17 protein-coding genes, 2 tRNA genes and 1 pseudogene are annotated in these 26,469 nt (G+C 71.2%); 12 read left to right on the top strand and 8 right to left on the bottom strand.

The window, feature by feature from the left end; genetic code table 11:
• The first annotated feature begins 2 nt into the window (after positions 1-2).
• The 5 genes from EJK16_RS05785 (at position 3) to EJK16_RS05765 (ending at position 6,326) form a co-directional block, all read left to right on the top strand.
• On the top strand, positions 3-2,825 hold the full coding sequence (locus EJK16_RS05785) for an aconitate hydratase (RefSeq protein ID WP_164737206.1): 2,823 nt from the start codon (positions 3-5) through the stop codon (positions 2,823-2,825).
• 535 nt (positions 2,826-3,360) lie between these two features.
• Positions 3,361-4,083, top strand: a complete 723-nt coding sequence (locus tag EJK16_RS05780; RefSeq protein WP_127127244.1) for a ferredoxin--NADP reductase — start codon at positions 3,361-3,363, stop codon at positions 4,081-4,083.
• Positions 4,084-4,214: 131 nt separating this feature from the next.
• A complete protein-coding gene (locus tag EJK16_RS05775) occupies positions 4,215-4,679 on the top strand; it encodes a hypothetical protein (protein WP_127127242.1) in 465 nt (154 codons plus the stop codon).
• A 22-nt stretch (positions 4,680-4,701) separates the two neighbouring features.
• Positions 4,702-5,850 (top strand): transaldolase, encoded by a 1,149-nt coding sequence (gene tal / locus EJK16_RS05770; protein ID WP_127127240.1) that lies wholly within the window; start codon positions 4,702-4,704, stop codon positions 5,848-5,850.
• 62 nt (positions 5,851-5,912) lie between these two features.
• Positions 5,913-6,326: a VOC family protein gene (locus EJK16_RS05765; RefSeq protein WP_127127237.1), complete on the top strand. Its 414-nt coding sequence runs from the start codon at positions 5,913-5,915 to the stop codon at positions 6,324-6,326.
• A 659-nt stretch (positions 6,327-6,985) separates the two neighbouring features.
• On the opposite strand, the gene EJK16_RS05760 is transcribed toward EJK16_RS05765, so the two are convergent.
• Positions 6,986-7,059: transfer RNA gene (locus tag EJK16_RS05760), tRNA-Ile, on the bottom strand.
• A 65-nt stretch (positions 7,060-7,124) separates the two neighbouring features.
• Here EJK16_RS05760 and EJK16_RS05755 point away from each other — a divergent pair.
• The 3 genes from EJK16_RS05755 (at position 7,125) to EJK16_RS05745 (ending at position 10,995) form a co-directional block, all read left to right on the top strand.
• A complete protein-coding gene (locus EJK16_RS05755) occupies positions 7,125-7,634 on the top strand; it encodes a hypothetical protein (protein WP_127127235.1) in 510 nt (169 codons plus the stop codon).
• Between the two features lie 64 nt (positions 7,635-7,698).
• Positions 7,699-7,771, top strand: a tRNA-Asn gene (locus tag EJK16_RS05750).
• Between the two features lie 908 nt (positions 7,772-8,679).
• Positions 8,680-10,995: a PQQ-dependent sugar dehydrogenase gene (locus EJK16_RS05745; RefSeq protein ID WP_205739613.1), complete on the top strand. Its 2,316-nt coding sequence runs from the start codon at positions 8,680-8,682 to the stop codon at positions 10,993-10,995.
• A gap of 46 nt (positions 10,996-11,041) precedes the next feature.
• Here EJK16_RS05745 and EJK16_RS05740 read toward each other — a convergent pair whose 3' ends face one another.
• The 4 genes from EJK16_RS05740 to EJK16_RS05725 all read right to left on the bottom strand — a co-directional run bounded on the left by EJK16_RS05740 (position 11,042) and on the right by EJK16_RS05725 (position 16,547).
• The gene (locus EJK16_RS05740; RefSeq protein WP_127127231.1) at positions 11,042-11,458 is read right to left on the bottom strand and encodes a DUF1801 domain-containing protein; all 417 of its coding nucleotides are present in this window, start codon (positions 11,456-11,458) and stop codon (positions 11,042-11,044) included.
• A 40-nt stretch (positions 11,459-11,498) separates the two neighbouring features.
• Entirely contained in the window at positions 11,499-12,872 is a 1,374-nt protein-coding gene (locus EJK16_RS05735) for a S8 family serine peptidase (protein WP_127127229.1), read from the bottom strand.
• A gap of 147 nt (positions 12,873-13,019) precedes the next feature.
• Positions 13,020-15,137, bottom strand: coding sequence for a DNA primase (gene dnaG / locus EJK16_RS05730; RefSeq protein WP_127127227.1), 2,118 nt, complete (start codon positions 15,135-15,137; stop codon positions 13,020-13,022).
• Positions 15,138-15,278: 141 nt separating this feature from the next.
• A complete protein-coding gene (locus EJK16_RS05725; protein ID WP_127127977.1) occupies positions 15,279-16,547 on the bottom strand; it encodes a deoxyguanosinetriphosphate triphosphohydrolase in 1,269 nt (422 codons plus the stop codon).
• Between the two features lie 125 nt (positions 16,548-16,672).
• Here EJK16_RS05725 and EJK16_RS05720 point away from each other — a divergent pair, with 125 nt between their 5' ends.
• The 3 genes from EJK16_RS05720 (at position 16,673) to EJK16_RS05710 (ending at position 21,052) form a co-directional block, all read left to right on the top strand.
• Entirely contained in the window at positions 16,673-17,911 is a 1,239-nt protein-coding gene (locus EJK16_RS05720) for a hypothetical protein (protein ID WP_127127225.1), read from the top strand.
• A 107-nt stretch (positions 17,912-18,018) separates the two neighbouring features.
• Positions 18,019-19,080: a LacI family DNA-binding transcriptional regulator gene (locus tag EJK16_RS05715; protein ID WP_127127223.1), complete on the top strand. Its 1,062-nt coding sequence runs from the start codon at positions 18,019-18,021 to the stop codon at positions 19,078-19,080.
• 178 nt (positions 19,081-19,258) lie between these two features.
• Positions 19,259-21,052 (top strand): glycoside hydrolase family 13 protein, encoded by a 1,794-nt coding sequence (locus tag EJK16_RS05710; protein ID WP_370275958.1) that lies wholly within the window; start codon positions 19,259-19,261, stop codon positions 21,050-21,052.
• 40 nt (positions 21,053-21,092) lie between these two features.
• On the opposite strand, the gene dusB is transcribed toward EJK16_RS05710, so the two are convergent.
• From dusB to EJK16_RS05695, 3 genes and pseudogenes are all read right to left on the bottom strand, one after another.
• Positions 21,093-22,319, bottom strand: a complete 1,227-nt coding sequence (gene dusB / locus EJK16_RS05705; protein WP_127127221.1) for a tRNA dihydrouridine synthase DusB — start codon at positions 22,317-22,319, stop codon at positions 21,093-21,095.
• 67 nt (positions 22,320-22,386) lie between these two features.
• Positions 22,387-23,258, bottom strand: a pseudogene (locus tag EJK16_RS05700) (YibE/F family protein).
• A gap of 520 nt (positions 23,259-23,778) precedes the next feature.
• The gene (locus EJK16_RS05695; RefSeq protein ID WP_127127219.1) at positions 23,779-25,164 is read right to left on the bottom strand and encodes a glycine--tRNA ligase; all 1,386 of its coding nucleotides are present in this window, start codon (positions 25,162-25,164) and stop codon (positions 23,779-23,781) included.
• Between the two features lie 268 nt (positions 25,165-25,432).
• Between EJK16_RS05695 and EJK16_RS05690 the strand changes: the two genes are divergently transcribed.
• Positions 25,433-26,398, top strand: a complete 966-nt coding sequence (locus EJK16_RS05690; protein ID WP_127127217.1) for a metal ABC transporter substrate-binding protein — start codon at positions 25,433-25,435, stop codon at positions 26,396-26,398.
• Positions 26,399-26,469 lie beyond the last annotated feature (71 nt).

Here is a 26,469-nt window from a genome sequence, read left to right as displayed (position 1 = left end):
AGATGGCCGTGACGCTCAACAGCTTCGATGCTCGCGCCGAGCTGCAGGTCGGTGACCGGCGTTACGAGATCTTCCGGCTCGACCGGGTCCCGGGTGCTGCCCGGCTGCCGTACAGCCTGAAAATCCTGCTGGAGAACCTGCTGCGGTGCGAGGACGGCACGGTCGTGACCGCCGAGCAGATCACCGCCCTGACGGGCTGGGACCCTACGGCGGGTCACGGCGCGGAGATCCAGTTCACTCCGGCCCGGGTGCTGATGCAGGACTTTACCGGGGTGCCCTGCGTCGTCGACCTCGTGGCGATGCGCGACGCGATGGCCGCGTTCGGCGGTGACCCGCAACGGATCAACCCGCTGATCCCGGCCGAGCTCGTGATCGACCACTCGGTGATCGCCGACGCCTTCGGCAGCCCCGGCGCGTTCCGGATCAACGCGGACCTGGAGTTCTCCCGCAATCAGGAGCGCTACCAGCTGCTGCGTTGGGGCCAGCAGGCCTTCGACGATTTCCTCGTGGTACCGCCGGGCACCGGGATCTGTCACCAGGTCAACCTGGAGTACCTCGCCCGGGTGGTCTTCGTCCGGGAGCGGGCCTCAGGTTCCGGGATGCCGCAGGCATACCCCGACACGCTCGTTGGAACCGACTCCCACACCCCCATGGTCAACGGCCTCGGGGTACTGGGGTGGGGGGTCGGCGGCATCGAGGCGGAGGCCGCCATGCTCGGGCAGCCGATGAGCATGCTCATCCCGCAGGTGCTGGGCTTCAAGCTCACCGGTGCGCTCCCCGATGGCGCGACCGCCACGGACCTGGTCCTGACCGTCGCCCAGCTGTTGCGGCAGAAAGGCGTGGTGGGCAAGTTCGTCGAGTTCTACGGGCCGGGCGTCGCCAGCGTGCCGCTGGCCAACCGCGCCACGATCGGCAACATGAGCCCCGAGTACGGCTCGACATGCGCGATCTTTCCGGTCGACGAGGAGACGCTGCGCTACCTGCGCCTGACCGGCCGGTCCGAGGAGCAGATCGCCCTCGTTGAGGCCTACGCCAAGAAGCAGGGCCTGTGGCACGACCCGGACCACGCTCCGGTGTACTCCGAGACGATCGAGTTCGACCTGGGCGCCGTCGTCGCCTCGATCGCCGGACCGAAACGCCCCCAGGACCGCATCGCCCTGTCCAAGGCCCGCGGCGTGATCGGGCAGATCCTCGCCGAGGGATCCCAGGTACCGGCCGAGCTGGCCGGCCTGGACGAGGCCTCCGCCGAGTCCTTCCCCGCCTCCGACCCCATCGCGTTCGGGCGCATCGAGGACCACCAGCAGCCGGTGGACAGGTCACGGTCGGAAGCGGACACCGTGTGGCCGTCCGCCGCGGCGCCGGTGACGATCGACGGCCAGTCGGTCGACATCGACCACGGCCACGTAGTCATCGCCGCGATCACCTCATGCACCAACACCTCCAACGCCTCGGTGATGATCGCCGCCGGCCTGCTCGCCAAGAACGCCGTCCTGCGCGGACTGACCAGCCGTCCGTGGGTCAAGACCTCCCTCGCACCGGGGTCCCGGGTGGTCACCGACTACTACGACCAGGCCGGGCTCACCTTCTATCTGAACCGGCTCGGGTTCGACCTCGTCGGCTACGGCTGCACCACCTGCATCGGCAACTCCGGGCCCCTGATCCCCGAGGTGAGCGCGGCGGTCACCGAGCACGACCTGAACGTCTCCGCAGTGCTCTCCGGCAACCGCAACTTCGAAGGACGCATCCACGCCGAGACCACGATGAACTTCCTCGCCTCACCCCCCCTGGTCGTCGCCTATGCCCTCGCCGGGACGATGAACACCGACCTCACGAGCGACCCGCTGGGCCACGGGCCCGACGGCGAACCGGTGTACCTGCGTGACGTCTGGCCCACCACCGAACAGGTCGAGGCCGTGGTCGGGGAGGTGGTGCAGGCCCAAATGTTCACCGAGGGCTACTCCGACGTCTTCGCCGGTGACATGAACTGGCGCAGCCTCGACCTGCCCTCGGCCGAGAGGTTCGCCTGGGACGAGTCCTCCACGTACGTGCGCCGCCCGCCCTACTTCGACGCGATGCCGCGCGAGCCCGAACCGCTGCGTGACATCACCGGCGCGCGCGTGCTGGCGATGCTCGGTGACTCGGTCACCACCGACCACATCTCCCCCGCCGGCGCGATCCGCAAGGACTCACCAGCCGGGCAGTATCTCCTCGCCCATGGCGTGCAGGTCCGCGACTTCAACTCCTACGGCTCACGGCGCGGCAACCACGAGGTGATGATCCGCGGCACCTTCGCCAACATCCGGCTGCGCAACCAGCTCGTCCCCGGCGTCGAGGGCGGGTTCACCCGCCACCTGCCGGGCGGGAAGCAGATGAGCATCTTCGATGCCGCCACCGCCTACGCCGCCGACGACGTGCCCCTGGTCGTGCTCGCCGGCGCCGAGTACGGATCCGGGTCCTCCCGCGACTGGGCGGCCAAGGGCACCACGCTGCTGGGCGTCCGGGCCGTGCTCGCCGAGTCCTTCGAACGGATCCACCGCTCCAACCTCATCGGCATGGGGGTCCTGCCACTGCAGTACCGGCCCGGGGAGTCCGCCCACAGCCTCGAGCTGACCGGGGAAGAGACACTTACGATCACCGGGCTCGCCGGCGCCGAGACCGTGCCCAGCGAGGTCACGGTCCGGGTCGAGGACGGCGGCCACCAACGGGAGTTCACCGCGGTGGTGCGCATCGACACCCCCGCCGAGCGGGAGTACTACCGCCACGGCGGCATCCTGCGGTACGTCCTGCGCCAGCTCCTCAGCCACAGTGGGGAGGCACCGGCCTGACGACATCGCCCAACGTGCCCACGCCGACAACGTCGTGGGCCTCCACACCGCTCCGCAGGAGGGAACTGACCATGACAACGCTCAGGACGTGCACCCTCTGCGGCTTCGCCACCGCCACACAGCACTCGGTGCTGCTGCCCATCCCGCGCGTGAAGCTGCTATCCACCACACGCGTGAAACGGGTGGTGCTGACCGACCGCCGGCGCTGCGACCGCACCCGCTGCGGCTCCTGGGGCGCCTCCGCCCGCGACCGCACGGTCAGGGCCTGCACCTGCGGCGGCTCCCTGTCATTCGCCGCCCCACCGAAGGGAAACCACTTCCCACGGCCACCAACGAGATGATCGCGGCCAGCAACGAGCGCCCCGGCCGCGTGACCGCCGGGACCAGCGGCAGCCGCACTGCCGATCACCAGGGGTCCGGGCACACCGAGCCCGGGACCACCGCAGCCGACGCCTCGGTCAGCGCCCGTCCGCACGGCGTCGACCCGACCCCAACCCGAGTTACCGCGCACGAGCGGCTTGGAAGGAGCAAGACCGTGTCACTGCCAAGGACGAGGCTGCTCGAGCGGCACGACGTCGCCGACGGCACCATGGCCTTCTATTTCGACAAGCCAGCAGGCTTTGAGTACAAGGCCGGCCAGTTCGCCGACTACACGCTGCTCGACCCCACCGAGACCGACGGCGAGGGGCCCACCAGAGGTTTTTCGCTGACCAGTGCCCCGTACGAGCCACGACTGATGGCCACGACCCGCCTGCGCGATACCGCCTTCAAACGCGTCCTGAAGAACCTGCCCATCGGTACCGAGCTCGCCCTGGACGCGCCCTACGGCTCGTTCACCCTCCACCACAACGTCGCCAGGCCCGCGGTCTTCCTCACCGGCGGGATCGGCATCACCCCGGTCCGCAGCATCGTCCTGCAGGCCGCCCATGACCGCACCGGTCACACGATCATCGTGTTCTACTCCAACAAGCGCCCAGAGGACGCCGCCTTCCTCGACGAGCTGAGCATGCTCGACCAGACGAACGAGGACTTCACCCTCGTCGCCACCATGACGCGACCCGAGACGTCACGGCGCAGATGGGACGGGGAAACCGGCCATGTGGACGGGGCCATGCTCGCCCGATACATCGACGACCTGACCGCCCCCATCTACTACCTCAGTGGCCCCGCGGCGATGGTGACCGCCATGCGCGGGGTGCTCAACACTGCCGGCGTCGACGACGACGACATCCGAACCGAGGAGTTCACCGGCTACTGAACCCGGCCGATCCCGCGCACCTGCGACTTTGGGCGCTCACATGCACCCGCGCGCCGACAGGTGTTGACAACAGGGCGCCGGGCGAGGATTCTAAAACCAGGATGTCTCATCTATAGAAGGAGTTGATCCCGATGACTGCCAACGTTGCCAGGAGCCCGGCCATGAGGGAGGGGACGGGGGTCCTGCACAGGGCGCGGACCGAGCCCGCCTACGGGGCGTTCCTGCTGCTACGGGTGGGTTTCACTGTCCTCCCGATTGTCTTCGGCCTGGACAAGTTCGCCAATGTGCTGACGAACTGGGAGGCCTATCTCGCCCCGTGGATCGTGAGCCTGCTGCCCATCAGCGCACACACCGCCATGCTCGTGGTCGGTGTGGTCGAGGTCGTGGCCGGCATCCTCGTGGCGGTCCGGCCGCGCTTCGGGGCCTACGTCGTCGCCCTGTGGCTGGCCGGCATCATCCTGAACCTGCTGACCTACTCCGGCTTCTATGACGTGGCCCTGCGCGACTTCGGGCTGCTGCTCGCCGCCCTGACCCTGGGCCGCCTCGCCAGCGTCTACGACCAGGCCGGAAACGCTCCGGCCCGCGCCGCCCGCTGACCGCGCCGGTAGGAGGAGCATCATGAGCGTCCCACTCACCACCCTGAGCGAGGCGGGCGTCTCCGTCTGGCTGGACGACCTCAGCCGGGAGCGGCTGAGGTCGGGAACGCTGGCGGATCTCGTGGAACGCGAGCACGTGGTGGGCGTGACGACCAACCCGACCATTTTCGCCAAGGCCATCACCAGCGGTGACGCCTACGACGCCCAGATCGCGGACCTCGCGGCGCGCGGCGTGGACGTCGGCGAGGCGCTGCGCGCGCTGACCACGTTCGACGTGCGCTGGGCGTGCGACGTGCTTCGCCCGGTCTACGAGGCCACCGGCGGCGTCGACGGCCGGGTCTCGATCGAGGTCGACCCCCGCCTCGCGCGCGACACCGAGGCCACCATCGCGGAGGCGCGGGCGCTGTGGTGGGCCGTCGACCGGCCCAACCTGTTCATCAAGATCCCCGCGGCCCGTCAGGGGCTGCCCGCGATCGCCACCTGCCTGGCCGAGGGCATCAGCATCAACATCACACTCATCTTCTCCCTCGCCCGCTACGACGCCGTCATGGACGCCTTCCTGGAGGGCATGGAACGGGCCCGCGCGGCCGGGCGCGACCTGTCCATGATCGGCTCCGTCGCCTCGTTCTTCGTCTCCCGGGTGGACACCGAGGTCGACGCCCGCCTCGACCAGATCGCCACCCCGGCGGCGGCCGCGCTGCGCGGGCGCGCGGCCATCGCCAACGCCCGGGTCGCGTACGAGCACTACGAGCGGGTCTTCTCGTCAGCCCGCTGGGCGTCCCTGCGCTCGGCGGGCGCGCGCCCACAACGGCCCCTGTGGGCGTCGACCTCCACCAAGGATCCCGCGTACCCCGACACCCGCTACGTCGTCGACCTCGTCGCCCCGGGCGTCGTCAACACCATGCCTGAGGCCACGCTCCGCGCGGTCGCCGACCACGGCGAGGTCCCGGCCGACTCGGTACGCGACCAGTACGACGACGCGCATCGCGTCCTGGACGGCCTCCGGGGCCTTGGCATCGACTACGACGACGTCGTCCAGACCCTCGAGGACGACGGCCTGGCGACCTTCGACGCGAGCTGGGACGGGCTCGGCGACCAGCTGGCCGCACGCCTGCGGCCACGCCCGCCGCTGACCCCGGCAATGACCGCTCCCCCAGCACACCGACCTTGACCGGATGACGAATTCGGCGCAGCGCAGCCCACGTTCGATCGGCTGAGGAAAGGGCAATAGCGATGGAGCGTGCCACGGTGGCATCGTCGGTCATCTTCGTCACCGACCTCGACCGATCGGTCGATTTCTACCACGATGTCTTTGACTGCCAGACCACCCTCCGCGAGGGCGAGGCCGCCCTGATGTTGGCCCCCGAGGGCTTCCAGATCTACTTGATCGAGAAGGGCCGTCAAGCACCGCACCCGTCGGGGGGCATCGGGGTGCAGTGCCTCATGTGGGCCACCGACAGCACGGCAGGGCTCGCGTACTTCGAGCAGGCGCTGCAGGCTCGCGGCTGCCACACGCACACGCACGCCAGCGGCGGGGTGCAATTCGTCGAAGGTCGCGACCCAGACGGAATTCGAGTCATCATTGCCCAGCCCAGTCCGGAGCAACGACCGCGCTCGGCCCTGGACATTCTTCTCTACGCGTGTTGACGCCCTGCCGTGCCGCCACCGCTGAGGTGTGGTCGGGACGCTCCGACGATGCGGCGGGTGGACAACCGGATCGGTCAGTCGCAGGTGCGTGTTCCGGGAAGGGGGTTCCCGTGACCGCCAGTACCCTGCGTGAGGCTTCGCCGCCGAACCCAAGAAGGCCCACGGCCGTTGTGACGTTGGAGAAGGGACGACACCACTGCCGGACACAGACGAGCAACAGAACGTCTACTGAGCCTCGGCGCCGTCGCTTCCCCACCACGGGGACCGCCGACGGAGCGGGCACCGCCCCGCCGGCGAGCCGGTGCCCGCTGTTCTCAGCGATGTCGCATTAGTCGTGGAGCAGAGACCGGACCGGGGGCGCACACAGGGGTCTTCTACGTTGGGCACCATGAGCGGCAGGTCCAGTGCTTCTGCCAGCGCAGATGACATGGGGGTGGGCACCCCTGCGCCGAGGTCGTTCTTCGGGCAAGTCACGCCTTTGCATCGCCCGCGCCAGCGATGGTGAGGTCTTCATGCAGTGCCTGACCCGCGAAACAACGAACGTGGTGAGGACGGTTGTCCCGCCGCTCCCCCACGGGCGCCGGTCCGCAGACCTGCGGGCCACAAGCCGGACACCGTCTGTCCTGAATCACCCACTAGGTCCTGACCTGCATAAACGGTGCCCCCGGCAGGACTTGAACCCGCGACCGACGAATTATGAGTTCGCTGCTCTGACCAGCTGAGCTACAGGGGCGTCTGGCACGTCCGTGCGCACGACGGCGTTCAGCGTACCGGGGCCGGCCAGCTAGCGTGTGACGCATGATTCTGAGTCGCCGTGGGTCGCGCGCACCCAAGGACGTCATCGCACACCTGCCGAAGTCGGACAACGTCATGGCGGCCGCCGAGCTCGCCGACGGCTCGTGGGCCCTGGTAACGGCCGGCGTCCTGGTCCTCGCCGACACCTCGGGCGTGCGGGGCCGCCACCCGTGGCACGAGGTCCAGCACGGCCGGTGGGACGGCGACGTCCGGCAGTTCACCGTCACGTGGGTCGACGGCGCGCGCCGGCCCCTGGTGCTGACGACCCTGACGGACGAGGTCGAGCCGTTCACCTCAGCGCTCCGCGAGCGGGTGCAGTCCTCCGTAGTCCACACCGAGAGCAGGGACATGCCGGGCGGGGCGACGGCCCAGGTCCTCATCCGGCGGGGTGAGGACGGCGAGCTCCTCTCGCAGCTCACGGTGACGGGGCCGATCCGTGGTGATGACGAGGAACGCCGCCTCGTCGACGAGCTCGAACAGCACGCGCGCTCAGCTGTGGGACTGGACACATAACCGCCCGGGAGGGGCTCGGCGGTCCGGGGCGCCGATGAATCTTTGCTAGAGTCCTATCTCGCGATCCCGCGTAGCTCAATTGGCAGAGCATCCGACTGTTAATCGGACGGTTACTGGTTCGAGTCCAGTCGCGGGAGCCCACGAGGCCCGGAACTGCAACAGTTCCGGGCCTCTGCCGTCTCGGTCAACCTCGCCCCGTCAGCGACGACGACGAACTTCGCGCGTCCGCTCCCGGCCGACCATCTTCACTGCCGAGCGTCGCGGGCCGACGCCGGGCAACGTAGCGATCCTGAGTGCTCGCGGTACGGGCACGCCCCCACGCGAGCAATGCCGTCCGGTGTGACGCCGGACCCTGCCGGGCGGCTTGACGTCCCTGCGACGAACCCCCCGCCCTGCCGGTAGGTGCAGCAGGTCCCCAACCTCGCGCCGGCACGCTTGTCGGTCTCGGCGACACCAGCGCTCGACGCCCCGGCCGCCCGAAACGTCGGCCGGTGCCTCACTGCCCGCAACGTGGTGCATGCGTTGGCGTTTCGGCACGTCCGTCCAAAATTCAGGATACCTAATAGTTTCGTCCAATTATGCTCGACCTGCAGGCGCAGGAATCGAATACCACCGGCGTGGTTCTCGATCACCCCATCACCTCTTCTGAGATCATGCCTGGTCAGCCGCGCAGACACCCCCATTTGTGAGGGAGCGCAGAGTCCGTTACAACCGCTAGGGCTATGCCTACCGTCGGACCTACGTCCACGGTATTGATGCCCCGAAACGCTTGACACCCCACGGGGCGGTCGGCAGGCTTCGGGCACGTCGGGCAGACGTGTGAGGCACTTCGGGCTGAGAAGAGGGCCGGCTGATGAAGCACCACGCGGTATTTCCGGCGACACGAAACGGAATTGTCGTGGGTAGGCGGCTTTTCATCTCGATACTGCTGCTCGCCACTGTGGCGGTAACAATGCTGGTTCCGCCCTCCCCGGCTAGCGCAGTGACGTACCCCGCAGGCTTCACCCAGACTACGTGGGGAACCGGGCTCGGCAGGGTGACGGCCATGGCGTTCGCTCCCGACGGCCGGCTGTTCGTCGTCGCACAGGACGGGACGGTGCGGATCGTCAAGAACGGCACCACGCTGCCGACGCCGTTTCTCAAGATCACCACCGACGACCAGGGCGAACGAGGCCTGACCGGCATCGCGATCGATCCAAACTTTGCGACGAACAAGTACGTCTACCTGTACTACGCGTCGTTCACGCCGGTGCCGCACAACCGCGTGTCGCGATTTGTGGCCGACGGTGACGTGGCACTCAGGTCCGGCGGGGCGGTCGTCGAGACGCCCATTCTTGACCTCGACAACTTGAGCACTGTGAACATCCACAACGGCGGTGCGATGAACTTCGGCGCCGACGGCAAGCTGTACGTAGCAGTGGGCGAAAACGCTAACGGCTCCAACTCTCAAAACTTGAACAACCTGCTGGGCAAGGTCCTCCGAATCAATGCGGATGGAACTATTCCCACGGACAACCCGTTCTTCGCCACCGCCTCAGGCAAGAACCGGGCAATCTGGGCGCTCGGATTCCGGAATCCCTTCACGTTCACCTTCCAACCCGGCACGAACAAGATCTTCGTGAACGACGTCGGGGGCAGTGCGTGGGAAGAGATCAACGACACGGTGCGGGGCGGCAACTACGGGTGGCCCACCACCGAGGGGCCGACGACGGATCCTCGCTTCATCAGCCCCTTCTACGCGTACCCCCACGACACCGCGGCACCAGTGAACGGCTGCGCGATCACGGGCGGGGCCTTCTACAACCCTGCAACGATGAGGTACCCGAGCGACTACGTCGGCGACTACTTTTTCGCGGACTTCTGCAACCACTGGATCAGGCGGATCGATCCCGTGACCAAGACCGTGACGGACTTCGCCACAACGACCACGCCACACCCGGTGGATCTGAAGGTTGGCCCGGACGGGAACCTGTACTACCTGTCGCGGGGCAGCGGCGCCGTCGTCAGGGTCACGTACACGGGGTCCCTGGCACCGACCATTCAGACCCAACCCGCGAGCCAGACGGTCGGAACCGGGGAGTCGGTGACGTTCTCGGTTGTGGCGGGCGGGACCGGGCCGTTTAGCTATCAGTGGCAGCGCAACGGCGCGAACATCGCCGGCGCGACGGGGAGCAGCTACACGCTGAGCTCGGCGTCAGCAGGCGACAACGGTGCCGGGTTTCGTGTTGTCGTCACGAATGCGGCGGGGAGTGTGACGAGCTCGGTGGCGACGTTGACGGTCAAGAACGACGCCGCCCCGACGGGGACAATCAGCAGTCCCCTGAACGACGTCAAGTATGTGGGCGGGCAGACGTTCACCTATAACGGGACGGCGACAGATCCGGAGGACGGGACTCTCCCGGCAAGCGCATTCACGTGGACGGTCGATTTCCACCACGATCAGCACGTCCATCCATTCGTGCCCCCGACAACCGGATCGCGGACGGGTCAGTTCACGATCGCCACGACCGGTCACACCGAGACGAACGTGTGGTACCGCATCCATCTGACGGTGCGGGATTCCGGCGGTCGCACCCAGGACAGCTATGTGGATCTCAGGCCCACCGTCGTACCGATCACCCTTCGGTCCAACACCCCCGGCCTGTCACTGAACCTGGACGATCAGCCGCGCACGCTTCCCCTCACGACGGACAGCGTGGTGGGAGTCATACGCAAGCTCGGCGCCCCTTCTCCACAAACCGTGGGAGGGGTGGCGTACCAGTTCGACACCTGGTCCGACGGCGGTTCAGCGACGCATGACGTGGCGACGCCGGCAGTCGCGACGACGTACACCGCCAACTTCAAACCAGCCGCCACGAGCCCGGTGGTGATCACCCGGACCCCCATCGCCGACGCGACCGCCAACGCCGGCGCACCCACCACCAGCAACGGGACGTCCGCGTCGCTGGCATCTCAGGGGACGAACCCCGGGCAGATCGCGTACCTGCGCTTCGCCCTGCCGGCCGCCCCGGCCGGCAAGACGCTGACAGGAGCGGTGCTGAGGTACCGGACCACTACCCTGGCTTCGGCCGGCACCGATGAACCGCACACCATCCGCGTCTCCGGCGACGCCTGGTCCGAGGCCACGCTCAACTGGGCGAACCGACCTGCATTGACGGGCGCGGCCCTGGGTACGCTCCCCGCAGGGGCTGTTCCGAACGCGGCGTACAGCGCCGGCGTCTCACCGGCCAGCCTCCAGCCGTTCCTGGGCACCTCGGTCTCCATGGGAATCACCAGCGCGGGGACCGACCGGCTGTGGTTCTGGTCGCGCGAGCACGCTGCCGCGTCCTACAGGCCTCAGCTGGTGTTGACGTTCAGCTGAAGTCGGGTGCCGACCGGCGCCCCGGGCCGATGCGGCACGCGCCGTCCTACACCCGCCCGGCGAGCCCGCCCCGCCGCCACCCGGCATCGACGAGCTGCTCGAGCACGTCCAGGTCGAGACGGCCGAACCGCCCCACGTACAGGCAGCTGACGCCGAGCTTGTGCGGGTCCAGCCGTGCCAGGAGCGGCGCGACGTCGTGGTGCTGCAGCCCGTAGAGGGACATCGACGCCTTGCGCGGGGAGAACCCGACGACGAGGGAGTCGCCCTCACGGCCGCTTTCGTACCGGTAGCGGTACTGGCCGAAGCCGACCATCGACGTGCCCCACAGGACCGGCCCCTCCCCCGTCACCCGGGTCATGAGGCCGAGGAGCACCGCCGCGTCCTCCCGCCGGCCCGCGGGCTCGGCGCGGGCGATGAAGGCCGCGACGTCGCCGTCGGTGGGCCGGGTGAGGTTCTGCGTCATCCGCACATCCTGGCACCGGCGAGGAGCCGGCCAGGACCCGTCAGAAGATCGACTCCCGGACGAGGTAGCCGTAGTAGCGGCCGTCGGTGGGCCGCAGGGGGTCCCCCACGAAGCCATAGTCCGGGAACGCGATGTTGTGCTCCTTGGTGGCCGCGGTCATCACGCCGATGTTCTTCGTGCCCCAGCGGTAGTCACAGACGTCGCTGACCATGCACAGAGCCACCGTGCCGGCGACCGTGGGGCTGGCGAAGCTCGTGCCGTGCATCGTGCCGTAGCCGCCGGGAACGGTCGAGTGCATGCAGACCCCGGGGGCGGCGATGGTGTGGGCCTTGTCGGCGTCCTGGGTCGCGTAGTTCGAGAAGAACGCCACCACGTCGTCCTGGACCGTGGTCAGCTTCTGCCCGTCGCACTCGGGCTGGGTCACCAGCCCGCCCGGCTGCCCGTCGAAGTCGGAGATCGCCGTCGCCGTGAGCACCTCGTCGTAGGTGGCGGGCATGACCCCGGCGATGTCCTCGGTGGTGTTGCCCGCCGCCACCACGTAGGTGACGCCCTTGTCGACGGAACCGCAGATCGCCCGGTGCAGCGCGTCGGCGTTGACGCGCCCGCACTGCCCGTCGTCCGCGCCCGGCCCGCCGATGCTGATGTTGGCGACGTCGATGTCGTTGCTCTGGTCGGCGTCCGTCCTGGTGGAGGTCACCCAGTCGACGGCGCAGACGAGGCTTTCCAGGGAGATGTTCCCCGCCGGGTCCATGACCTTCACGGACCACAGGTTCGCGCCGGGCGCGGTGCCGACCGTCCCGATCGCGTTGTCCCGGGCGCCCGCGACACCCGCCACGAACGTGCCGTGGCCGTGGGTGTCGGTCAGGCTCGTGCCGGGTGTGACCGCCGAGCCGCTGGAGCAGTCCGTCCCCGCGTGGGAGTTGAGGTCGGGGTGGGTGCCGTCGATCCCGGTGTCGATGATGGCGATGTTGACGTCGACGGAGCCGGTGCCGTCTCCGGCCTCGGTGCTGGAGCGGTCGGCGCCGACCCTGACCACCGACGGCGCGGGGTTCTGGGGGACGTTGACATCCTCGAGATGGAACTGCCGGTCCTTCGTCACGAACTGCACGGACGGGTCCGTGCCGAGCCGCGCCGCCTCGGACGCCGTCATCCGGGCGGCGTAGCCCTTGAGCGCGGCGTCGAACGTGTGCGCCTCGGACCCGCCGTACTGCTGCACCTGCGCCGCGGTCGTTCCGGCGACGTCGGGCACGTCGTCCTTGAGGACGACGATGTACCCGCCGGAGAGTTCGGCCCCCACCGACGGCGTCAGGAACAGCAGCCCGCTCGCGAGGAATGTCGGCAGCGCCGCCGCAAGGACGAGGGCCCGCCTGAGGCGAGGACTGGTGGCTCGGCGTCGTTCGATGGGAAGTGCCATGGTCCGCTCCGTTGCGATCAAGGGGGACAAGGTGGGGACGCCCGCTGACTGCAACGGTGGGCATCCGCCGGGGCCCGGTCAAGCCCCCCGAACTGGTGTGTCCGGGTGCCGCACTGGGCCCCGGGCCGGCCCTGCTGACGGTGCCTTTCAGTCCTGGCTGAGCGAGCGACGCCGGCTCTCCAGGGCCATGAGGTCGGCGAAGATCTGAGCGTATGTCGGGTCGCCCGGGTCTGTGCGCTGAAGGCGCCCCTTGATGTCTGCGATCTCGCGCGTGAGGCCCATCCGGATCAGGGCGACGAGGACGCCCTGGGCGTAGCCCGCCAGCGCGTCCGGGCGGTCCTCGGGCAACGGGGCGACCGCCAGCTCGGTGATGACGCCGTCGACCGGTCCGACGGCGTTCTCGCGCACCTGCTCGGCCCACCAGGCCGCCGCGTGCTGCGCCGCGTCGCCGGCCGACCGCTCGGCCGCGAGCTGCTCCACCCGCTGCCCGTAGGTGGCCGTGCCGCCGGCGGCCCGGATCGCGTCGTGCACGCCCCGGTAGGACGGCACGGTGAACGTGTCCGGGGCGAGGCTGTCGAAGCCCGCGCCGAGCGCGTGCTGGGGCAGCTGCAGCACGACCTCGAGCACCTGCCGCTCCAGCCGCGCGACGGGATCCTCGCGCACCGGGCGGCGCACGCCCCGGTCCTCGGCCTCGCGGAAGCCCCCGGGACCGCCGCGGCCGTCGCGCCCACGCGTCTCCCGGCCGCGCTGGTCGCCCCGGCCGCCCGGTCCCGCGCTCGGACCGCCGCGGCCGCCATGGCCGCCGTCGTAACCGGCCCGGCCGCCGTCGTAACCGGCCCGGCCGCCGTCGTAACCGGCCCGGCCGCCGTCGTGCCCCGCCTGCTCGCCCTGGCGGGCGGCGCCGCGCTCGGCCGCCTGGACGGCGCGGCGCACGGTCGGCTCGTCCATCCCGAGCCAGCCGGCGAGCTCGCGCGCGTACTCCCACCGCAGGGCACGGTCGCGGATGCCCGCGACCACGGGTGCACCGGAGCGCAGGGCGGCCACCCGCCCCTCCGCCGTGCCCAGGTCGAGCTGGGCGAGGACGGACCGGATCGCGAAGGCGAAGAGGGGCTGGCGGGACGCCACGAGGTCGCGCACGGCCGCGTCACCGCGCTGCAGGCGCAGGTCGCAGGGGTCCAGCCCGTCGGGGCCGACCGCGACGAAGGTCTGCGACGCGAACCGCTGGTCCTCGTCGAAGGCCCGCAGCGCCGCCTTCTGCCCGGCGGCGTCCCCGTCAAAGGTGAAGATGACCTCGCCGCCGTGCGTCACGCCCGACGCGAGGATGACGCCGGCGGCCGCGTCGGCCGTGTCACCGAGCAGCCGCCGCACGATACGGATGTGGTCGGTGCCGAACGCAGTGCCGCACGTGGCGACGGCGGTGCCCACGCCGGCGAGGTGCGCGGCCATGACGTCGGTGTAGCCCTCGACGACGACGACCTTGCGCTCCTTGGCGATCGCCCGCTTGGCCAGGTCGAGGCCGTAGAGCACCTGCGACTTCTTGTAGAGGACGGTCTCGGGCGTGTTCAGGTACTTCGGGCCCTGGTCGTCCTCGAAGAGGCGGCGGGCGCCGAACCCGATGGTCTCGCCGGTGACGTCACGGATCGGCCACACGAGGCGCCCGCGGAAACGGTCGTAGACGCCACGGTTGCCCTGGGACACCAGCCCCGACGCGGTGAGCTCGGCCTCGGTGAAGCCCCGCCCGCGCAGGTGCCGCATGAGGTGGTCCCAGCCCTGGGGGGCGTACCCGACGCCGAAGGTGGCCGCGGCCTGCCGGTCGAAGCCACGCTCGGCGAGGAACTGGCGGCCGGGGAGCCCGCCGGGGGTGTCGAGCTGCTCGACGTAGTACTCCTCGGCCACACGGTGGGCCTCGATGAGGCGCTGGCGCCGGCCCGGCTCCTCCCGGGGCCGGCCCGTGCCGCCGTCCTCGTAGCGCAGCTGCACACCGACCTTGCCCGCCAGGTGCTCCACGGCCTCGGAGAAGGGCAGGTGGTCGATCTTCTGCACGAAGGAGATGACGTCGCCGCCCTCGTCGCACCCGAAGCAGTGCCACAGGCCCAGCTGCGGGCGCACGTGGAACGACGGCGTGCGTTCGTCGTGGAAGGGGCACAGGCCCTTCATGGAGCCGACTCCGGCGGTCTTGAGCGTGACGTAGGTGCCCACGACCTCCTCGATGCGGGCCCGCTCGCGCACCGCGGCGATGTCCTCGCGTCGGATCAGGCCTGCCATGGCGTCAGTCTAGGTCGCGCCGCCCACACGCCCCGACGCCCTCCACCAGCCGGTCCAGGGCGCCACGGCCCTGCGCACGGCCGCCGGCGGCCCGGCCGGTCGGCGCGTCAGCCGCCGCACAGGTCGGCCGGCCCGCCACTGTCAGTACACCTCGGAGAGCATCCCGCACAGCCGCGCGTGCCACTGCTGGGCCGAGGTGTCGGTGAGCGAGGCCACCTGGTCGACGACCGCCCGCAGCCGCGCTCCGTCGTCGCCGGCGTCGCGCCAGTCCGCCGCGAACGGCGACTCGAGGTGCTGCGCCCCGGTGGCGACGAGCACGTCGACGAGGTCGAACAGGATCGTGCGCTGGGCCAGGTAGAGCGGTTCGTGCTCGCGCGGCGCCATGACGTACAGGGCCGCGACGCCCTTGAGGACGAAGATCTCCGCGGCCGTGCCCGGCGGGACGACGAGGTCGGCGGCGTAGCGCGTGAGCCTGCCGGGGCCGTAGGCCGCACGCGTGGCGGCCTCCGCCGCGCCGCAGAAGCGGCCGATGAGCTGGCTCGTCATGTCCTTGAGGTTGGCGAGGTCGCGACGCGAGCCGTCGTAGGAGCGCACCCAGATGGGCAGCGCCGCGAGCCGCTCGAGCGCCGCACCGAGCTCGTCGTCGCTGACGGCGGGGTCGTACCACTCGCGCACCTGGGCCACGACGCGCTCGTGCTCCTGCGGCAGCCGGACCCGCTCGAGGTCGATGCGCCCGCCGACGATGGCGTCCTCGACGTCGTGCACGGAGTAGGCCACGTCGTCGGCGAGATCCATGACCTGCGCCTCGAGGCACTTGCGGTTCGCCGGCGCCCCCTCACGGAGCCACGTGAAGACGGCGAGGTCGTCGGGGTACACGCCGAACTTACGGGTGGTCGAGCCGTCCGACCGCCGCGGCCCCTCGCCGGGCAGCCAGGGGTACTTCGTCGCGGCGTCGAGGCTCGCGCGGGTGAGGTTCAGGCCCACGCACGTGCCGTCGTCGGCGAAGGTCTTGGGCTCCAGCTTGGAGAGCAGGCGCAGCGTCTGCGCGTTGCCCTCGAAGCCGCCGATGCCGCGGGCCACCTCGTGCAGCGCCCGCTCACCGTTGTGACCGAACGGCGGGTGGCCGAGGTCGTGGGCCAGGCAGGCCGTGTCGACGACGTCCGCGTCGCAGCCCAGCGCCTTGCCGAGCTCCCGGCCCACCTGGGCCACCTCGAGGGAGTGCGTGAGCCTGGTGCGCACGAAGTCGTCGCTGGACGGCCCCAGCACCTGGGTCTTGGCGCCGAGCCGGCGCAGCGCGGAGGAGTGCACCACGCGGGCCCTGTCCCGCTCGAAAGCGGTGCGCCGGGGGTTCTTGGCCTGCTCGTCGACGTAGCGCTCCCGGTCGTGCTCCGTGTACGGGTCGACGGCCAGCGCGTCCTGCGCTTCCTCGTACGCACGGACCTCGCGGTCGAAGGTGGACTCGGAGGGCTCCTGGGGCACGCCACGAGCCTACGGGATCGCCTGTGAGCACGAGCACGATGGGCCACAATGACCTGGTGACCGAGCCGAGCAGCATGTCCGCACCGGCAACGCCCGAGAGGGGCGCACGGCCGGTCGACGCCGCGGCCCGGTTGCGCCTGGGGCCGGTCACCACCACCACGCTCGTCCACCGGCGCACGCACAGCCCGGCCCCGTGGTGGCGGCACGCGGTCGTCTACGAGGTCCCGGCGCCCCTGGACGTCGAGGGCGCGCGGGTGCTCAGCGCCGACATCTCCCACATCGCCCGCCTGGGCGCCGACGCCCTCCAGATCCGCGTCCCGGACCTGGACCCTGCCGGCGAGCGCGCTCGCGTGGCGGTCGACGACCTCATCCACCGCGCGCACCAGCGCGGTCTGCGGGTGATCGCCGCCGTCGCCGGGTACGACGCGCCGGCGGACACGGCCGACGCCGTCGCCTGGCACACCGCCCGCGCCGGGGACTGGCTGGCCCGGGGAGCGGACGGCATCGACCTCTTGGTCGCCGGGCCGGTCGCGCCGGGCGCGCCCCACACCCACGCCGGTGTCGACGTCGGCGCGCTGCAGGCCCTCCTGGCCGAGCGGGACAACGACTCGGTGCTCGCCGGGGCGGGCAGCGCGCTAGACACGGAGTCGCTCGTCGCCCACCTGCACGAGGACTGGCTGCACATCAGCCGCGACGACCGGCTGACCACCGTGCCGTGGCTCGCCTCGGCCGTGCGCGCCACGATCTCCGACTCCTACGTGGTGCGTGACACCGTGGGCGCCCCCGCGGCGTGGACGCTCAGCGGGATCACGGAGGCGCCGTCGCCCCAGGCGTGGGCGCCGTCGGCCGACGAGCTCCGCCGTCGGGTGCACGCCGCGACCCTGCTCATGCTCGCGCTGCCCGGGGTGACGTACCTCCGCCAGGGCGAGGAGGTGGGCCTGCCGGCGCCCGCGTCCTGGACGGAGGTATCCGCGCGGGCGCGGGCCGTCGCCGACGCCACTGCCGAGCAGAAGGGGGTGCCGGGCAGCACGTTCGAGCGCTTCCGGCAGGCGATGCGGCTGCGCCACGAGCTCCGGCTCGGCACCGGCCCCCTGGCCTGGGTCGACGACCCGCCAGGAAAGGACGTGCTGGCGTTCCTCAACCGCAACGTGCTGGTGCTGGTCAACCTCGGTGCCGGGCCCGTGCATGTGCCGTTCGAGAAGGAGATCCTGCACGCCAGCCAGGACCTGCCCCTGCCGGTGGACGGGGAGATCGCGGTGCCCGGGGACACGACGGTGTGGATCGCGCTGGAGTGAGGCCGCGGCGGCCGCTCGTGCACGCCCGCAGGATCTTGCAGTAAGTTTGCGGACGGTAGGCGTGCGCATCGGGGCGCACGCGCCACAGAGAAGGTCGGGACCGGAACATGCGAGGGCGCACCAGGCTGACCGACGTCGCAGAACAGGCCGGCGTGAGCACCGCGACCGTGTCGCGCGTCCTCAACGGCAGGCCGAGCGTGGCGGGCGAGACCCGGCGTGCGGTGCTCGCGGCGCTCGACCTCCTCGGCTACGAGCGCCCGGACAAGGTCCGCGCCCGCTCCGCCGGGCTCGTGGGGCTCATCGTCCCGGAGCTGTCGAACCCGGTGTTCCCCGCCTTCGCCCAGGCGATCGAGTCGATGCTCGCCACCGTCGGCATCACGCCGCTGCTGTGCACCCAGGCACCGGGCGGCACCACCGAGGACGAGTACGTCGAGATGCTCATCGAGCACGAGGTCGACGGCATCATCTTCGTCTCCGGGCTGCACGCCGACAGCAGCGCCGACCCCACGCGCTACCAGCGCCTGCGTGAGCGCGGCGTGCCCTTCGTGCTCGTCAACGGCACCAACCCCGACGTCGTCGCGCCGTCCTTCTCCACCGACGACCGGATGAGCATGGACCTCGCCGTCCGTCACCTGGCCTCGCAGGGGCACCGCGACATCGGCCTGGCCATCGGCCCGGACCGCTTCGTCCCCGCCCGGCTCAAGCGCGAGGGCTTCCGTGAGGCGATGTCCGCCTACCTCGCCGTCGCGGACCCGCAGGTGGTCACGACCCTGTACACGGTCGAGGGCGGCGCCGGCGCGGGCTCCGCACTGATCGAGGCGGGCTGCACCGCGGTGATCTGCGGCTCGGACCTCATGGCGCTCGGCGTGGTGCGGGCGGCCCGCTCGCGGGGGATGTCGGTGCCCGACGACCTCTCCGTGATCGGCTACGACGACTCCGTGCTCATCCCCTTCACCGACCCGCCCCTGACCACGCTGCGCCAGCCGGTCCCGGCGATGTGCCAGGCCGCGGTGGCGACCCTCGTCGCCGAGATCGGTGGCGCAGCCGCGCCGCACACCGACCTGCTCTTCGTGCCCGAGCTCATCGTGCGCAGCTCGACCGGTGCCGTGGCCGACGGCGCCCGTCCCGCCCTTGTCGGTGCCGCGAGCAACGGCGCCCGGCGCGGCTAGCTAGACCTGTGCGGAGGCGGGTCGTGCGCGGCCTCGACCCGCGTGGCAGCATGGACAAGGTCGCCGGCGCCCGCGCGTGCGACCACGCGCGCCACCGTCCGGACCGCGTCCCAGGTGGCGCCGGACCCGACATCCCCCTGGTCGACCGGGCCAGGACGCCAACCCCACGAGGAGAACCGTGACCGAGGCCACCACGCGCACCGCACCTGCCCTGACCATCCACGCCGCCGCCCCGGAGGGCGGCAGCCAGTGGTGGCGTGAGGCGGTGATCTACCAGGTCTACCCGCGCTCCTTCGCCGACTCGGACGGCGACGGCATGGGTGACCTGGCGGGCATCACGGCGCGGCTGGACCACCTCGCGGCGCTCGGTGTGGACGCGCTCTGGCTCTCCCCGTTCTACCGGTCCCCGCAGGCCGACGGCGGCTACGACGTCGCCGACTACCGCGCCGTGGACCCGCGGTTCGGCACCCTCGGGGACGCCGACGCCCTGCTGGCCCGCGCCCGCGAGCTTGGGCTGCGCGTCATCGTCGACCTGGTGCCCAACCACACCTCGGACCAGCACGCCTGGTTCGCCGCCGCGCTGGCCGCCGGCACCGGGAGCGCCGAGCGCTCCCGGTACATCTTCCGCGAGGGCCGCGGCGCGGGCGGCGAGGAGCCGCCGAACAACTGGGAGTCCGTTTTCGGCGGCCCGGCGTGGACGCGGGTGCGTGACCGGGCCGACGCCCCCGGCAGCGCGTGGGCGGACGACGGCCAGTGGTACCTGCACCTGTTCGACTCCACGCAGCCCGACCTGGACTGGGACAACCCGGAGGTGCGCGCCGAGTTCGAGGACGTGCTGCGCTTCTGGCTTGACCGGGGCGTCGACGGCTTCCGCGTCGACGTCGCCCACGGCCTGGTGAAGGCACCCGGCCTGCCGGACTGGTCCGGCCACGTGAGCATGGTCGAGGGCGTGGAGGATCCGACGTCGGGCGGCCCGGGAGCGCCGCCCCGTCCCGCCGCGGAGCCCGTCCGCGCGCCGATGTTCGACCAGGACGGCGTCCACGAGATCTACCGCTCCTGGCACCGGGTCCTGGCCGAGTACCCCGGCGACCGCGTGCTGGTCGCCGAGGCGTGGGTCGAGCCCGTCGAGCGGCTGGCCAGGTACGTGCGCCCCGACGAGATGCACCAGGCCTTCAACTTCCCCTTCCTCGTCTCGCAGTGGCGGGCGCCGGACCTGCGCGCGGTCATCGCCTCCTCCTACCGCGCCAACGACCTCGTCGGTGCCCCCACGACCTGGGTGCTGTCCAACCACGACGTCGTCCGGCACGCCTCCCGCCTGGGCCTGGCGCGCACCGGCAAGGGCCCGAACGGCATCGGCGCGGCCGACCCCCAGCCCGATGCGGCCCTCGGCCTGCGCCGCGCCCGCGCGGCGTCGCTGCTCATGCTCGGGCTGCCCGGCTCGGCCTACGTCTACCAGGGTGAGGAGCTCGGCCTGCCGGAGCACACCACCCTGCCCGACGACGCACGCCAGGACCCCACCTTCTTCCGCACGCACGGCGCGGAGAAGGGCCGCGACGGCTGCCGCGTGCCCCTGCCGTGGGAGGCCGCCGCCCCCGCCTTCGGCTTCTCCCCCACCGGCGCGAGCTGGCTGCCCCAGCCGGCGGAGTGGGCTCAGCTGGCGGTCGACCGCCAGGCCGGGCGCGCGGGCTCGACCCTGGAGCTCTACCGGACGGCCCTGCGGCTGCGCCGCGAGCTCGGCCTCGGGACGGGCTCGGTCGCGTGGCTGCCGGGCTTCGAGGACAGCGCGACCGTGCTGGCTCTGGCCGTCGGGGCCGGCGGTCCCGGCGACGTCCTCGTGCTCACGAACCTGGGCGCGGCCGAGGTGGCGCTGCCCCAGGGGTGGCGCGTCGTCCTGGCGAGCGGCGCCGTGCGGGTCGCGAACGACGGCGGCGTGCTCGTGCCGGGCGACACGACGGTCTGGGCCACCCGCTGACGGCGCACCGTTGAGGATGGAGGCTGACGACGGGCCGGCGTCAGCCTCCGGAGACGGAGAGCTCCGCCTCGGCGAGCATGGTGCGCAGATCCTCGTCCATGTCGCGGCTCGACAGCCAGCCATCGGGCAGGTGCGGCGTCTTCGGGGTGCCCGCCCGCCCGCGCGGCCCCTCGGCGCCGGCCCCCGGGTAGGGCTGGTCGAGGTCGAGGGCCGCGAGGCGCTCGTCCAGCTCGGCGAGCGAGGAGACCATGCCCAGGTCGCGGCGCGCCTCCCCGCCCACGACGTAGCCCTTGAGGTACCAGGCCATGTGCTTGCGCATCTCGCGCAGCCCGCGGTCCTCCTCCCCGAAGTGCTCGACCATGAGCTCGGCGTGGCGCCGGATGACCGCGGCGACGTCGCGCAGCCCGGGCGTCACCCGCAGGTCCGACCCGTGTGAGGCAGCCACCAGGTCGGTGAACAACCACGGGCGGCCCTGGCACCCGCGGCCGACGACGACACCGTCGCAGCCGGTCCGGGCCATCAGCGCCAGGGCGTCCTCGGCGGACCAGATGTCGCCGTTGCCGAGCACCGGGACCTGGGTCACGGCCTCCTTGAGCCGGGCGATCGTGTCCCACTGCGCCTCGCCGGAGTAGTGCTGGGCGAGGGTGCGGGCGTGCAGGGCGACTGCTGCGACGCCGGCGCGCTCGGCGATCCGTCCGGCGTCGAGGTAGGTCAGGTGGTCGGTGTCGATCCCCATCCGCATCTTGACCGTCACGGGAATCTCATGGTCACGGCCGACCGAGGCCTCTCGCGCGGCGGCGACGGCGCCGGTAACGATGGCCTCGAACAGGTCTCGCTTCCACGGCAGCGCAGAACCGCCCCCCTTGCGGGTGACCTTGGGGACGGGGCAGCCGAAGTTGAGGTCGACGTGGTCGGCGCGGTCCTCGGCCACGAGGATGCGCACGGCGGCGGCGATGGTGGCGGGGTCGACGCCGTAGAGCTGCACGGAGCGGACCGGCTCCGCCGGGTCCGGGGTGATCATCCGCATCGTCTCGGGGGTCCGCTCGACCAGCGCGCGGGAGGTGATCATCTCCGTCACGTAGAGGCCGGCGGGCGCGACGGTGCCGGGCGCGACGGTGCCGGGCGCGGAGTCGTCCGTCGCCGCGCGCAGACCGGCCAGGCCGGCCTCGCGGCACAGCTGGCGGAACGGAGGGTTGGTCACGCCCGCCATGGGGGCCAGGATGACCGGGCTCCCCAGCCTCACGGCTCCGATCTGCAGTCCATTCACCGGGCCATTGTCCACGAGGCCACCGCGCGGCCCAACCCGGCGCGGCGTGAGATGGTGCGCGACCTCGTCACAGGGTGGGGGCGGGGACGGTGCCCGCCACCGAACGCGCGCCACCGCTGCGGACGTCGCCGCCGCGGACCCTGCCGCGGCCCGCGCTGGTGCGCACCAGCAGCGCGGCGATGCCGGTGGTGGCGGGGATCGCGAGGACCAGGCCGACCGAGGACACGAGCGTGCGCACGACCTCCTCGGCGATCTCGCCCGCCATGAGGGTGTCCAGCGCGGCGCGGTCCATCAGCGCCGCCACCATGAGCACCGGGAGCGCGGTGCCCACGTAGGCGAACGCGAGCGTGTACACGGTCGAGGCGATGTGGTCCCGCCCGATGCGCATGCCGCTGGTGAACAGGGTCCGCCGGGGCAGCGCGGGGTTCGCGGCGTGCAGCTCCCATACGGCCGAGGCCTGGGTGATGGTGACGTCGTTCAGTGCACCGAGACCGGCGATGACGATCCCGCACATCAGCAGGTCGGTCAGCGACAGGTTGGGGAACGTGGAGGAGAGCATGACCGCGTGCTCTGAGCTCGTGCCGGTGAGGTTCGCCGCCCGAGTGCTCCACATCGCCAGCACCACGGTGATGGCGAGTCCGAGGAAGGTACCGAGCAGCGCCGTCGTGGTCCGGATCGACACACCGTGCGCCAGGTACAGCGACGCGAACACATGGCTGCCGCGCCGGCGAGCGCCACCAGCAGTGGCGGGTGCCCGAGCATGAGGGCCGGCAGCACGAACACGACGATGATCGCGAGGGACGCCGCGAGCCCCAGCATCGCCGCGAGGCCCCGCCACCGTGCGACGGCCAAGACCACGGCGGCGTAGCCCAGCGCCAGCCAACCCACCGGGGCGGTGCGCTGGAAGTCCCAGAACACGTAGGGGCTTCCCGTGCCCATTGCCTGCGGGGTAAACATCAGACGAATATCGTCGCCTACGTCCATGCCGTTGGTCATGACCTCGGGCGGCACCTGGACGGGGACCACCTGGCCCTCGCCGATCCCCGTGCTCAGCTCCACCCGCACCTGGCCGCCCGCGCCGGACGCGTCCTCCGCGACCTCGACCACGGTTCCCGCCTCGATCGTCATGCCGGACCCGGCGAGCGGCACGCTGCCGATCGGCGTCTCGCCGCGCGGCCACAGGAGCGCCAGACCGACGACGGTTGCCGCCAGCAGCGGCGCGACGAGCAGCGCGAGGATCGTGCGGACGCGCCGGGACTCCGCCGGCGCCAGGTCCGGGGCATCCGGGCCGCGGTTGTGGTTGTGGGGCACCCACCCATGCTCTCCGGGGCGACGCCGCCCGTGCGGGAGGGCACGCCCCGGCGCGCCGCCCGCCCGGCCTCGGCCAGGGCCGGCCCGCCGCGGCAGCGACGGGGCGTCCCGCCGAGCGCCCCACGTACGTCGCCCGGCGGGACGGCGGTCAGCAGCCGGGCAGCCGCTCGGCGAGGTACCCGCGGACCTTGTCCAGGCTGATCCGCTCCTGCGTCATCGTGTCGCGCTCACGCACGGTGACGGCCTGGTCCTCCAGGCTGTCGAAGTCGACCGTGATGCAGAACGGCGTGCCGACCTCGTCCTGGCGGCGGTAGCGCCGGCCGACCGCGCCGGCGTCGTCGAAGTCGACGTTCCAGTACTGGCGCAGCTCGGCGGCGAGGTTCTTCGCCACCGGCGAGAGCTGCTCGTTGCGGGAGAGGGGCAGGACCGCGGCCTTGACGGGCGAGAGCCGGGGGTCGAGCTTGAGGACCGTGCGCTTGTCGACGCCGCCCTTCGTGTTGGGCGCCTCGTCCTCGGTGTAGGCCTCGACGAGGAACGCCATGAGGGAGCGCGTCAGGCCCGCGGCGGGCTCGATGACGTAAGGCACCCACCGCTCGTTCTTCGCCTGGTCGAAGTAGCTCAGGTCCTGCCCGGAGTGCTGGGTGTGGGTGGACAGGTCGAAGTCGGTGCGGTTGGCGATGCCCTCGAGCTCGCCCCACTCGCTGCCCTGGAACCCGAAGCGGTACTCGATGTCCACGGTCCGCTTGGAGTAGTGGGACAGCTTCTCCTGCGGGTGCTCGTAGTGGCGCAGGTTCTCGGCGCTGATGCCCAGGCCCGTGTACCAGTCGGTGCGCTGGTCGATCCAGTACTGGTGCCAGTTCTCGTCCGTACCGGGCTCGACGAAGAACTCCATCTCCATCTGCTCGAACTCGCGCGTGCGGAAGATGAAGTTGCCCGGCGTGATCTCGTTGCGGAAGGACTTGCCGATCTGGCCGATGCCGAACGGCGGCTTCTTGCGGGCGGACGTCATGACGTTGGCGAAGTTGACGAAGATGCCCTGGGCCGTCTCGGGGCGCAGGTAGTGCAGGCCGGAGTCGTCCTCGACCGGGCCGAGGTAGGTCTTGAGCATCATGTTGAAGTCGCGGGGCTCGGTCCACTGACCACGGGTGCCGCAGTTGGGGCAGGCGATGTCCGCCAGCCCGTTCTCCGGGGCGTGGCCCTTCTTCTCCTCGAACTCCTCCGCCATGGTGTCCGCGCGGAAGCGCTTGTGGCAGGAGAGGCACTCGGTCAGGGGGTCGGTGAAGACGCCCACGTGGCCGGAGGCCACCCAGACCTGGCGGGGCAGGATGACCGAGGAGTCGAGCCCGACGACGTCGTCGCGCGAGGTGACCATGTGACGCCACCACTGCTTCTTGATGTTCTCCTTCAGCTCCACGCCGAGGGGTCCGTAGTCCCACGCGGAGCGGGTACCGCCGTAGATCTCTCCCGAGGGGAAGACGAAGCCCCGCCGCTTGGCGAGGTTGATGACGTTGTCGAGGCGCGAGGGTGCAGCCACTTCAGATCACTCCGGTTCATCGTGCGGACCCACGCCTGGCTGACGGGGGCTCGAACCCGCGCCTGGCTGACGCGGGCTTGGACCCGCGCCTGGCTGACGCGGGTGCCCAAGGGCGCGCGGGCACTGCTGTGCACGCCCTTGCGGTGCTCCACCTAACCATGCCGGGCCGGTCGGGGACTTTCTGGCGCCCGGTCGGCGGCGGCCACGTGGTGGGCGTCACACCAACGGCAGTTGACATCCATTCTCAGCTGTCCTGAGAATCATCCTCATGAAGACCCCTCGCTGGCGCGGCCTCGCCGTGGCCGCGGCCAGCGCGCTCGCCCTGGCCGCCTGCTCGACGTCCGCACCGCGGAGCGACGGCGGACCGCTGGAGGTGATGGCCGCCATCTACCCGCTGCAGTACATGACTGAGCAGGTCGGTGGCGAGCACGTGCACGTCACGCCCCTCACGCCGCCCGGCGTCGACGCGCACGAGCTCGAGCTGTCCCCCAACGCCGTCGCTCAGCTCACCAGGGCCGACCTCGTCGTCTACCTCTCGGGCTTCCAGGCGGCAGTCGACGACGCCGTCACACAGTCCGATCCCGCGCACGTCCTGGACGCGGCCGACCACGCGAACCTGCTGACGCCCGAGGAGGAAGTCGCGGGGGCGACCGCGCCCACCGGGGCGAGCGGGGACCACGCCCACGAGAGCGGTGCCCACGCCGGGCATGACCACTCCGGGGCGGACCCCCACTTCTGGCTCGACCCGACCCGCCTCGCGGACGTCGGCCGGGCGCTCGGTGAGGAGCTCGCGACGGCCGACCCCGCCCACGCCGCCGACTACCGGGCGAACGCGGACGCGTTCGCCACCCGGCAGGGAGAGCTCGACGCGGCGTTCACGGACGGGCTGGCGACGTGTGCCACCCGCACCATCGTCGTCGCCCACCAGGCGTACGGCTACCTCGCTGAGCGCTACCGACTCGAGCAGGTCGCCATCGCGGGCCTCGACCCGGAGGGTGAGCCCTCCCCTGCGCATGTCGCGGAGGTCAGCGAGGAGATCCACGCGCACGGCGTCAACACCATCTTCGCCGAGCCCGGCGCCGGCTCCTCGGTCGCGGACACAATCGCCGGGGACCTCGGACTCGACGTCGCGGTGCTCGACCCCCTCGATGCCCGGATCGACCAGGGCGTCGACTACGACAACACGATGCGCGCCAACCTCGCCGCCCTCAAGGGTGCGCTCCAGTGCGCGTGAGCGCGCGCGCCGGCACGGCTGCCCGCCCGCACGGCCGAGGCGCACGGCGAGCCGCGTCCGTGGAACCATTG

This window comes from Georgenia sp. SYP-B2076 (assembly GCF_003991205.1).
Lineage (GTDB): Bacteria > Actinomycetota > Actinomycetes > Actinomycetales > Actinomycetaceae > Georgenia.
This window is presented reverse-complemented; position numbering and strand designations above follow the sequence as displayed.

Coding starts and splice junctions, on each gene's coding strand:
- EJK16_RS05785 (WP_164737206.1), top strand. CDS start 3: ATGGCCGTGACGCTCAACAGCTTCGATGCTCGCGCCGAGCTGCAGGTC.
- EJK16_RS05775 (WP_127127242.1), top strand. CDS start 4,215: ATGACTGCCAACGTTGCCAGGAGCCCGGCCATGAGGGAGGGGACGGGG.
- tal (WP_127127240.1), top strand. CDS start 4,702: ATGAGCGTCCCACTCACCACCCTGAGCGAGGCGGGCGTCTCCGTCTGG.
- EJK16_RS05765 (WP_127127237.1), top strand. CDS start 5,913: ATGGAGCGTGCCACGGTGGCATCGTCGGTCATCTTCGTCACCGACCTC.
- EJK16_RS05755 (WP_127127235.1), top strand. CDS start 7,125: ATGATTCTGAGTCGCCGTGGGTCGCGCGCACCCAAGGACGTCATCGCA.
- EJK16_RS05745 (WP_205739613.1), top strand. CDS start 8,680: ATGGCGTTCGCTCCCGACGGCCGGCTGTTCGTCGTCGCACAGGACGGG.
- EJK16_RS05740 (WP_127127231.1), bottom strand. CDS start 11,458: ATGACGCAGAACCTCACCCGGCCCACCGACGGCGACGTCGCGGCCTTC.
- EJK16_RS05735 (WP_127127229.1), bottom strand. CDS start 12,872: ATGGCACTTCCCATCGAACGACGCCGAGCCACCAGTCCTCGCCTCAGG.
- dnaG (WP_127127227.1), bottom strand. CDS start 15,137: ATGGCAGGCCTGATCCGACGCGAGGACATCGCCGCGGTGCGCGAGCGG.
- EJK16_RS05715 (WP_127127223.1), top strand. CDS start 18,019: ATGCGAGGGCGCACCAGGCTGACCGACGTCGCAGAACAGGCCGGCGTG.
- EJK16_RS05690 (WP_127127217.1), top strand. CDS start 25,433: ATGAAGACCCCTCGCTGGCGCGGCCTCGCCGTGGCCGCGGCCAGCGCG.